Below are 9,689 nucleotides of genomic sequence, written 5' to 3' on the forward strand. Positions count from 1 at the left end.
GCACCGTCTACGTCCACTTCGCCCGGCCGGGCCGCGCTGATCGAGGGACTCACCGCCGAGGCCGCGGGAGGCCGTACGGCTGGCGATCGCCGTCACGCCCACCCCGGATCCGGGCCCGGCAACTGCTCTGGCACGCTTCGTGCTCACACTGTGGCCGGTCGGTGACCGCTACCGCACACTGCTCAAACTGGCCCCTCAGGACCTTGGGGCGCAGCAAGTGAGTGAGTTGCTCGCCCCAGCACGCGAGACCGTGGCCGCGATCCTCACCCGCGGCCAGCACCAGGGCGTCTTCCACACCGGTGTGCCGCCCGGCCCGCTCAGCAGAGCGCTCGAAGCACACCTGCTTGCTCTGCTCGACAGCGTCAGCTCCGGAGTCTGGGCCGACGACGGCACGAGCGCCGCCACCGCGGCGCTGATCGCCGCGGGCGTCGACAGAGGCGTCGCGGCATCGACGGTCCGCCGACTGCGCGGCTCCTCACCCGGCACACCGTGAGACACGCCCCCCGTCTGAAACGCCTGCGATGACCGAAACAAGAGGAGTACGTATGCACCAGTCCCGGAACGGGTACGGCGACACGGTCGCGGACGGGACGTACCACCAGCCCTACCGGCCCAGCTCGCACCCGCAGCTTCCGCGCCCCGCGGTCGTCGCCGGTGTCGTCCTGCTCACGCTGGCCCTCGTCGCCGTCGCGGTCATGGCCGACCGGGTGGCGGCGGCGCGCGTGGACGCACGTACGGCCGAGGCTTTCCAGGACGGGATGGACACTCCTCAGCCGCCCGCGGTCCACGTGCGCGGCTTTCCCGTCCTGACCCAACCGGCCGCAGGCACCCTGCGCCGCGTGGACATCACCGCGCACGACATACCGGCCCGGGGAGCCGAGCGCCCGCTACCGGTGACCGAACTCACCCTCCGTCTCGACGACTTGCGGAGGTCCGGCAACGACAGTGAGGCTCACGCCCGCTCGGCGGAAGCCGTCGCTCACCTGTCGTACTCGGATGTGTCGAACGCCCTCGGCCTGGAGGTCTCCCAAGGCGCCCGTCCCGGCCAGGTGAGTGCGGCCGTCCTGCTGCCGCCCGACAACGAGGTCACCATGACCACGAGCGTCTCGGCGGCCTCCGGCAACCGCATCGCTTTCAAGGACTTCCATGCAACAGGCGGCCCGCTGCCGCCGGCCGGGGACGAACTGCTCAACAGGGCTTTCGAAAAGCCGATCCAGCTGCGGAACATCCCCACGGGCCTGCACCCGCGCACGATCACCACCACGGCAACCGGCCTGGGCGCCCGCTTCTCCGGCCGCTCGCTCACCTTCAGCCCCGGCCCCGGCCCCGACCCGGACGCCGACCGCGCAGGCGAAGCCGAACCGGCTCAGGCGTCGGCAGCGGGATCGGCACCCTGCTCTGCGCCTGCCGTCGTCACGACGTCGTTCACCACGGCACTCGCCCGCTTCCCGGGCACCCCGGCCGCGATCAGCGTGGCGACGGCGATCCTGGTCCCGTCGTCCTCCCACGCCCCGGTGTTGACACCCTCCAGCAGGGAGACGGTCAGAGCTTCCAGTCCCGCGCTGAGTACGGCCGGGGGCACATGCTCGTGAAAGGCGCCGTCCCGCTGTCCCCGCTCCAGGATGGCCGTGACCGCTGTACGGGCCGGGGCGAGGATCTCGGCCACCCTGTCCATGCCCAGGTCCCGGCGGGCCAACGCCAGAAGCATCCGGTAACGGTCTCCAACGGGCCACATCGAGATCACGAAACGCGCGAGTGCGCGCTCAGCCGGTTCCTCCGGCTTCACTCCGCCCGCCACCGCACCCTGCAACGCCTCGGACGCTTCCTCGGCAAGAGCCTCCAGCAAGGCAGCCCGCCCGGGAAAGTGACCGAACAGGGTTCGGCGCACGACACCGGAGGCCCTCGCGAGCTCCTCCAGAGTGATGTCGGGGTTCCGTCCGAGCTCCTGGCGGGCGGTGGCCAGGATGCGCGCCCGATTGGACCGCGAGTTGCGTCTCAGCGGCTCGCGGGCCAGGGGCTTGTTCAAGACAACAACCTCATCGGATCAGTACGGGCGACGTCGGAGGATGAACAGCACATCCATTCTGGCATGGCGGCACGGGCCTGTTCCGGTGACCGAGCCTCCGTCACCGACCCGGCACCTCGTGGGCGGCTACCTCGATGCGGACGTGCTTCTCCGGTCGTGCCACCTCTTCCGGCGGCGTGGAGCCTTGGCGAACGGCCGCCACATTCGTGTCCAGAGCGATGTGAGTCGGGTGCGGCTCTCCTGAAGTGACTTGTTGGCCAGCGTGGTTGTGGGTCGGTCGGCCGTTCGACCGGACCGCCTGTCGGCGCGGCGGTGGAAGCGGCGGCAGCGGGGAGACGTCCCCGTTTTCGAGGAAGCCGGTGTCTCCGACGCTCAAGGCCTTCGGACCGATCGCCTCCTCCGCACTCCAGGCCAGCCGGGCCCGCACATGCGCTGGATCCCACGAGCCGGAGGTGATGAAGTGCGCCAGCGCCTGACGATTGGCCGCACTCGGACTTCACCCAAGTACGGGCCGGCAGGCCGGTCCTCTGACGGATCGATGCGGGACGGGCTCACATCCTCACCACCCGGGAGCAGAACAACGGGTCGCCACGATGCTCGGCGCTTTCAGTCGCCGGCACCGGAGGGCAAGGGGCGCCGGGCGATTTCGCGGGCCTCGCCTTCCGGCAGGCCCAGCATGCGCAAGGTCATCTCGGCCAGGCTCGCGGCGGCCTCCGCGCCGTCGAGATCCGGGCGGGAAATCCTCAGCTCGACCAGCGACAGCAGCGTCCCGCCCACGGCGGACAGGGCGATGGTCGGGTCGATAGAAGTGAAGCGGCCGATGGCGATGCCCCGCTCCAGGTCGCGTCGCGCGCGCGGGGCACTGCCCTTGTCGGAGTGGATGTGCGCGAGGCCGCGGTGGCGCAGGATCCGCATCAGATCCGGGTGCGAGTCGGCCATCCGGGCGGTGAGGCGGAAGCCGGCCGCGACGAGTTCGGCCGGGTCGTCGGTTTCCCGCAGTCGCTCGTCGATGGCCCGGCCGAACTCTTCCAGGGCGTCCGAGACCGCGACGTCGAACAACTCGGTCTTCGACTCGAAGTGGTTGTAGAAGGAGCCGAATCCCACGTCCGCCCGGTCGGCGATGGCCTGGATGCTGACGCCGGTGTCACCGGTCTCCGCGAGGATCTGCCGGGCCGCACGAACGAGGGCCTTTCGGGTCGCCGCACGACGTCGCTCGAAGCGGTTGCCGACCGGCGCTGCTGTGGACATGGAGGGAGTCTAGCAACCTCCGTGACCAAGTCGGCATCTCTGATTTTTTCGTCAGTTAATCAGGAACCAACTATTGACGATGAGATGTACAGACTTGATGATTTCCTCATTACGGCAATGTTGCTTGGAGGACGCCATGTCCGAACCCCATACCGCCCATGCCGACGTCAGGACCGCGCACCAGGACCTCCACAGTGAGCAGGGAGCCCTGCGCGGCGAGCACCCCGGGCGCACCCGGAATCCCGTGATCAAGGTGGCTGACCTGGCCTGGGTGGAATTCGAGAAGCCCGATCTGGACCGCGCCGAGGTCTTCGCGCGTGACTTCGGGTTCTCCGTCGCCGCCCGTGCGCCGGAGACGCTCTGGCTGCGCGGGACCTTCGCCGGCTCTCCCTGCGTGGTGATCCGCCGGGGGCGTACGTCCCGTTTCATCGGCCATGCGTTCCGCGCGGCCGAACGGGCCGATCTGGACCGGCTGGCCCGCGCGACGGGGACCGCCGTACGGGACGCGGACGTCCCTGGAGGCGGCAAGCTGGTCGACCTGCTGGACCCCTCCGGGTTCCCGGTGCGGGTGGTGCACTGCGCCGAGGAGCTGCCGGAGCTGCCCGGGCAGCGGCCGCTCCTCCTCAACTTCGGGAGGGATCACCGTCGCAGGAACGCCACCCAGCGCCCGCCGCGCGAGCCGTCGCGAATCCAGCGGCTGGGGCATGTGGTGCTGGAGACCCAGGCGTTCACCCGGAGCATGGACTGGTATCTCGACACGCTCGGGATGATCGTCAGCGACTTCCACTTCCTGGACGGGCGCCGGGAGCGCGGCCCGGTCATGGCGTTCTTCCGCTGTGACCAGGGAAGCGTCGCCGTGGACCATCACACGCTGGCGATGCATCTGGGACCGGGAGCGCATTACGTCCACTCCGCCTACCAGGTCACCGACCTCGACGCGATCGCCGCGGGCGGGGAGTATCTGGCCGAGTGCGGCTACCAGCGCACCTGGGGCATCGGCCGGCACATCCAGGGCAGCCAGATCTTCGACTACTGGCGTGATCCGGACCGCCTCATGGTGGAGCACTTCGCGGACGGCGACCTGTTCTCCTCCGACGCGGAGCCGGGGTGGGCTCCCCTGTCGGCGAGCGGGCTGGCCCAGTGGGGGCCGCCCGTCACCCGCGAGTTCCTCGGTACGAATCCGTCCCCCACCAAGGTCCGCGATCTGATGCGCGCACTCCGCGACGACAACGAACTCGACCCCGCCCTGGTGCTGGGCCTCCTGAAAGCGATGACCCCATGAGCACGAACGTTCTGCGTACCGAGGAAGGTTGGTGGGTGGTGCGCGACGAGCGCGCCGTCCGCATCGAGACCAAGGCGGTCACCACCGCCGAGCTGCTCGCGGACCGCGAGGCCGTACGGGAGGCCGGCGTCTCCGGCGAGACGGGCACGCCCGTCTCGGATCTGGCCGCGCTGTCTCCGGTCACCACCCCGTGCCGGGTGGTGGCACAGATGGTCAACTACCGCAGCCACGCCCGCGATTCGGGCTTTGCTGGTGAGATCCCGCCCACCTTCTTCCGAAAGGCCTCCGGCTCCGTCAGCGGCCCGCGCGACACTGTCGTCAAGCCCGCGCACGTGCGGTTCCTCGACTACGAGGTCGAACTCGGCCTGGTCATGGGCGCGCCCCTGCCGGTGGGCACGGTGATCGCCGAGCCCGACCTGCCCTCGTACGTCGCCGGGCTGGTCCTCACCAACGACGTCAGCGCCCGCGACGTGCAGTTGACCAAGGGCCAGTTCTACGAGAGCAAGTCGTACCCCACCTTCACGCCGACCGGACCGTACCTGGCGCTGCTCGAGCCGGAGGACTTCCCTCACCTCCTCAACCTGCGGCTGAGGCTGTCGGTCAACGGCAGCCCGCGCCAGGACCGGACCCTGGCCGACATGATCGTCCGGCCTGCGCAGGCACTGACGCTGCTGGCCCGCTTCCAGAACCTCGACCCCGGCGACCTGCTGCTCACCGGCACCCCTGGCGGCACGGCCCTGAAGGCACCGCCGAAACCGGTCGAGAAGATCGGCGCGCTGCTGCCGCCCGCCCTGAAGTGGAAGGCGTTCTTCAACAGCCAGGCCCGCAACCCCCACTATCTTCACGAGGGCGACGTCATCACCGCCACCATCGCCACGGACGACCACCGGATCGACCTCGGTGAACAGCGCACCCCCGTCACGGACGCACGGTGAGCGCCGTCTCCCAGGTGCCCGTGGTCGTCATCGGTGCGGGGCCGGTGGGCGTGACAGCGGCACTCCTGCTCGCCCGCCGCGGTGTGCGGACCGTAGTCCTCGAACGTCACCAGGACGTCTACCCGCTGCCGCGCGCCGTCGCCATGGACGACGAGGTCCGGCGGATCCTGCAAGCCGCCGGCGTCAGCGAGGAGTTCGCCGCTCGCGCCCGCCCGGCCAGGGGCCTGCGGCTGCTCGACGCACGGCACCGGGTGATCGGTGAGTTCCGGCGCTCCGGACACGGACGCCACGGCTTCCCGCAGACCAGCATGTTCGACCAGCCGGAGCTGGAGAGGCTGCTGCGCGAAGCCCTCACCCGGCGGCCCGAGTGCGAACTGCGGGGTGGCGTGGATGTGGTCGGCATCGACCAGAGCGACGACGGTCCCGTCCGGGTGACCTTCCGCCGTGACGGCACGGAGAGTCCTGAGTACCTGGAGGCGGACCTCATCCTCGGCTGCGACGGGGCCGGCAGTTTCACCCGCGAGGTCATCGGCGCCGTCTGGGAGGACCTGCGTTTCGAGGAGTGCTGGACCGTCATCGATGTCCGCACGCACCTCCCCGTCCGGTCCTGGGAGGGCGTCGAGCAGGTCTGCGACCCCGCCCGAGCCGCGACGTTCATGCGGATCGGTGAGGACCGCTACCGCTGGGAGTTCCGCCTGCGGGACGGGGAAGAACTGGATGCCCGACGTGTACGGGAGCTGATCGCCCCATGGCTGGAGGCGTCGTACGACGGTGACGTCGAAGTGATCCGGCAGGCTGAATACACCTTCCGGGCTCGTGTCGCCGACCGCTGGCGCCGAGGGCATGTCTTCCTGCTCGGCGACGCCGCCCACCTCACCCCGCCCTTCATCGGCCAGGGCCTGGGCGCGGGAATGCGCGACGCGTACAACCTCACGTGGAAAATAGGCCGCGTCCTGCAACAGGGCGCCGAAGAAAGCCTGTTGGACTCCTACGAGGAGGAACGCAAGCCGCACGCCCGACACATGATCCGCCTCGCCGTCGCGATGGGCTGGGCCATGACCGGCGGCCACGGCCGTGCCGTCGCGCTGCGCCGGAGCCTCGCGAGCACGGCCTCCCGGATACCCGCCGTGCGAGAGGCGGCCTGCCGCGACCTCAGCCCAGCCCTGAGCAGGAGCACCCTGATACGACGTCCCGCCCGCCTGGGCGGACGGGAACTGGCGGGCACGTCCTGTCCGCAGCCCTGGGTGAGCGTCGACGCCGGACGGATCCGCCTCGACGACCTGCTCGGCGACTCCTTCGCCGTCCTGAGTGCCGTTCCCGCCGCACCCTGGCTGCGAGCCGTCGCCGAGGCGATCGGCGCACGGATCATCAGCGCGGACGGCCTCGGCGACGACCACACCCTTTCCGCCTGGCTGCGCGGCGGCCGGGCCGACGCCGCCCTGCTGCGCCCCGACCGCGTCGTGCTGGACGTCGTCCCGGCGGGCGCCGACCACTTCACGGACGCCGCCGCCTGGGCGCCTCTGCTGTGCACCACCCGGCTCCACTCCCCCACCGAACCGCTCGCCACCACACCCCTGTCGAGGAGCACTTCACGATGACCGGTGCACAGCTCACCCCGCCCGGGAAGCCCTTCTGGAACTTTGACCCGGAGGCCACCACCACCAGCCGTATCGCGGACTTCGGTCGTTGGGTCACCCGGCACCGGGGCGTCCAGGCCGCCTACGACCACACCGACTACGCCGCCCTGCACCGCTGGTCCGTCACCGACCTCGAAGGGTTCTGGAGCGCGGTGTGGGAGTACTTCGACATCGACGCCGCCACGCCGTACGAGCAGGTGCTGGCCGAGGAGAAGATGCCCGGCGCCCGCTGGTTCACCGGAGCCACCCTCAACTACGCCCACCACGCCCTGCGCCACCTCAGCGGCGACCGGCCCGCGATCATCGCGCTGGATGAGACCGGCGCCGACCACGAGGTGTCCGGCGAGCAGTTGCGCGCCCAGGTCGCCTCCGTCGCCGCCACGCTGCGCGACCTGGGTGTCGGCCAGGGCGACCGGGTCGTCGGCTATCTCCCCAACACCCCGCACGCCATCGTCGCCTTCCTCGCCGCCGCCAGCCTCGGTGCCGTCTGGTCGGTGTGCGGCCAGGACTACGCTCCCCAGGCCGCCGCCGACCGCTTCGCCCAGCTGGAGCCCACGATCCTGATCGCGGCCGACGGCTACCTCTTCAACGGCGCCACCCACGACCGCCGTGCGGCCGTAATGGAGTTGGCCCAGTCTTTGCCGACGCTGAAGGCGACCGTGCTGGTGGACCATGTGGGCATGCCCTGGCCCACGGGCAACTACCCGGCGGTCACACTCAACTGGGAGGACGCGTCCACCCGTACCGAGCAACTCACCTGCACCCCGGTGCCGTTCGACCACCCGCTGTGGATCTTGTTCTCCTCCGGCACCACCGGCCTGCCCAAGGGCATCGTCCACGGTCATGGCGGAGTCCTGCTCGAACACCTCAAGACCCTGGGCCTGCACTCCGACCTGGGGCCCGGCGACCGCCTCCTCTGGTACACCACCACCCACTGGATGATGTGGAACCTGGCCGTCTCCACGCTCCTGACCGGAGCAGCGACCTGCACGTACGACGGCAGCCCGGCACCGCTCACCCGCCCCGACATCCTGTGGGAACTGGCCGCACGGCACCACGTCACCCTCTTCGGCACCAGCCCCCAATACCTCCTGGGCATGGCCAAGTTCCGCATCGACCCCTCCGCCCACGACCTGTCGTCCATCCGCACCCTCGGCTGCACCGGCTCCACACTCCCCGCCTCCGCCTACCCCTGGGTCCGCGACCACGTGGGCGAACACGTCCAGCTCGCCTCCACCACCGGCGGCACGGATGTCGCCTCCGGCTTCGCCGGCAGCGCCCCCACCACCTCCGTCTGGGCGGGCGAGCTGTCCGCCCCGAACCTGGGGGTCGCCCTGGCCGCGTACGACGCCGAGGACCGCCCGGTGGTCGACCAGGTCGGTGAGCTGGTCGTCACCCGCCCCATGCCTTCCATGCCGCTGTACTTCTGGAACGATCCCGACGGCAGCCGCTACCGGGATGCCTACTTCAACGCCTACCCCGGCGTGTGGCGGCACGGCGACTGGATCACAGTCACGGGACACGGCTCGGTGATCGTGCACGGCCGCTCCGACTCCACCCTCAACCGCAACGGCGTACGTTTCGGCAGCGCCGACATCCACGACGTCGTCGAACGCCTCCCGGAGATCACCGAGGCCCTGGTCATCGGCACCGAGGAACCCAACGGCGGCTACTGGATGCCCCTGTTCGTGGTCCTCGCGGCCGGCGTGGAACTGGACGACGCCCTGCAGGACAGAATCCGAGACGCCATCCGCACCGGCGCCTCGCCCCGTCATGTCCCCGACGAGATCCTCGAAGTCCCGGGCATCCCCCACACCCGTACCGGCAAGAAAATCGAAGTCCCCGTCAAACGCCTCCTCCAAGGCACCCCCGCCGGACAGGTCGTCAACCCCGCAGCCGTCGACAACCCCGACCTCCTCGCGTATTTCGCTCGTCTTGGCGCCGAACGCCGGGATGCGAGGAGCAGCGCATGACACCACCGACCGCCACCGTGCCCTCACCGCCACCGCTGGCCGGGGCCATCGACGTTCATGCCCACTACATCACCCCACGGCTGCGTGCCGCGATGGAAGCGGCCGGCCACGGACAGCCCGACGGGATGCCCGCCATTCCCGGCTGAAGCCCCGAGGCGGCGCTGGCCGCGATGGACCGTACAGGTATTCCCCCGGCTGGCCTCGGCGACGAGCGCACGGGAATGACGACAGCGCCACCGTCCGCACTGCCACCGCCCAGGTACGAGCTGCGCCTGCTCGTCAACCCGGGTGGTGGCATGCGCCGACGAGGTGCCCTGTACGGGCAGGGGCACGGCCCCCGCACTCGGCCGTGCGCACGCCGGGCCACCTCTGGACGACCGCTTTCGGGTCGGGGCCGTCGGTCCCACCCAGGGGTCGCAGACCCTCTTCCCTTGTCCGGTGGACCCGCCACCGTGGACGGCAGCGTGGCCGATGGGTACGCCCTGCTGACTTGGGCATACCCCGAAGGGCGTTCGGCCGTGTCGAGCCGGGTGACACCTAGACCCGTACTTCGCGGGTCGTTGATTCGTATGGTGTGGCCGGTCGGGG

Annotated in this window: 8 protein-coding genes and 2 pseudogenes; 7 read left to right on the forward strand and 3 right to left on the reverse strand. The window is 70.3% G+C overall.

All coding sequences use genetic code 11. The features are described 5' to 3' along the window. Positions 1-139 precede the first annotated feature (139 nt). Positions 140-493, forward strand: coding sequence for a hypothetical protein (locus RB628_RS31775; protein WP_318324055.1), 354 nt, complete (start codon positions 140-142; stop codon positions 491-493). A gap of 265 nt (positions 494-758) precedes the next feature. After that, positions 759-1,217 (forward strand): annotated as a pseudogene (locus RB628_RS31780) (DUF2993 domain-containing protein); the annotation flags it as partial. Between the two features lie 149 nt (positions 1,218-1,366). Here the strand turns inward: RB628_RS31780 and RB628_RS31785 are convergent. The 3 genes and pseudogenes from RB628_RS31785 to RB628_RS31795 form a co-directional block, all read right to left on the reverse strand. After that, positions 1,367-2,026, reverse strand: coding sequence for a TetR/AcrR family transcriptional regulator (locus RB628_RS31785; RefSeq protein ID WP_318324057.1), 660 nt, complete (start codon positions 2,024-2,026; stop codon positions 1,367-1,369). A gap of 100 nt (positions 2,027-2,126) precedes the next feature. Further along, positions 2,127-2,498 (reverse strand): annotated as a pseudogene (locus RB628_RS31790) (transposase); the annotation flags it as partial. A 134-nt stretch (positions 2,499-2,632) separates the two neighbouring features. Then, positions 2,633-3,274 carry a TetR/AcrR family transcriptional regulator gene (locus RB628_RS31795; protein ID WP_318324058.1) on the reverse strand — a complete coding sequence of 214 codons (642 nt, stop codon included), beginning with the start codon at positions 3,272-3,274 and terminating at the stop codon, positions 2,633-2,635. Positions 3,275-3,410: 136 nt separating this feature from the next. Between RB628_RS31795 and RB628_RS31800 the strand changes: the two genes are divergently transcribed. The 5 genes from RB628_RS31800 to RB628_RS31820 are packed head-to-tail and all read left to right on the forward strand — an operon-like array spanning position 3,411 to position 9,247. Further along, complete coding sequence (locus RB628_RS31800) at positions 3,411-4,556, forward strand: VOC family protein (RefSeq protein ID WP_318324059.1); 1,146 nt, start codon at positions 3,411-3,413, stop codon at positions 4,554-4,556. Further along, the gene (locus tag RB628_RS31805) at positions 4,553-5,491 is read left to right on the forward strand and encodes a fumarylacetoacetate hydrolase family protein (RefSeq protein ID WP_318324060.1); all 939 of its coding nucleotides are present in this window, start codon (positions 4,553-4,555) and stop codon (positions 5,489-5,491) included. The genes RB628_RS31800 and RB628_RS31805 overlap by 4 nt, the downstream gene beginning before the upstream one ends. Further along, a complete protein-coding gene (locus tag RB628_RS31810; protein ID WP_318324062.1) occupies positions 5,488-7,089 on the forward strand; it encodes a bifunctional 3-(3-hydroxy-phenyl)propionate/3-hydroxycinnamic acid hydroxylase in 1,602 nt (533 codons plus the stop codon). Before RB628_RS31805 ends, RB628_RS31810 begins: the two co-directional genes overlap by 4 nt. Further along, positions 7,086-9,101, forward strand: coding sequence for an acetoacetate--CoA ligase (locus RB628_RS31815; protein WP_318324064.1), 2,016 nt, complete (start codon positions 7,086-7,088; stop codon positions 9,099-9,101). The genes RB628_RS31810 and RB628_RS31815 overlap by 4 nt, the downstream gene beginning before the upstream one ends. After that, the gene (locus RB628_RS31820) at positions 9,098-9,247 is read left to right on the forward strand and encodes a hypothetical protein (RefSeq protein ID WP_318324066.1); all 150 of its coding nucleotides are present in this window, start codon (positions 9,098-9,100) and stop codon (positions 9,245-9,247) included. Before RB628_RS31815 ends, RB628_RS31820 begins: the two co-directional genes overlap by 4 nt. The last annotated feature ends 442 nt before the right edge of the window (positions 9,248-9,689 follow it).

This window comes from Streptomyces sp. ADMS, assembly GCF_033441795.1.
Taxonomy (GTDB): domain Bacteria; phylum Actinomycetota; class Actinomycetes; order Streptomycetales; family Streptomycetaceae; genus Streptomyces.

Coding starts and splice junctions, on each gene's coding strand:
- RB628_RS31795 (WP_318324058.1), bottom strand. CDS start 3,274: ATGTCCACAGCAGCGCCGGTCGGCAACCGCTTCGAGCGACGTCGTGCG.
- RB628_RS31800 (WP_318324059.1), top strand. CDS start 3,411: ATGTCCGAACCCCATACCGCCCATGCCGACGTCAGGACCGCGCACCAG.
- RB628_RS31805 (WP_318324060.1), top strand. CDS start 4,553: ATGAGCACGAACGTTCTGCGTACCGAGGAAGGTTGGTGGGTGGTGCGC.
- RB628_RS31815 (WP_318324064.1), top strand. CDS start 7,086: ATGACCGGTGCACAGCTCACCCCGCCCGGGAAGCCCTTCTGGAACTTT.
- RB628_RS31820 (WP_318324066.1), top strand. CDS start 9,098: ATGACACCACCGACCGCCACCGTGCCCTCACCGCCACCGCTGGCCGGG.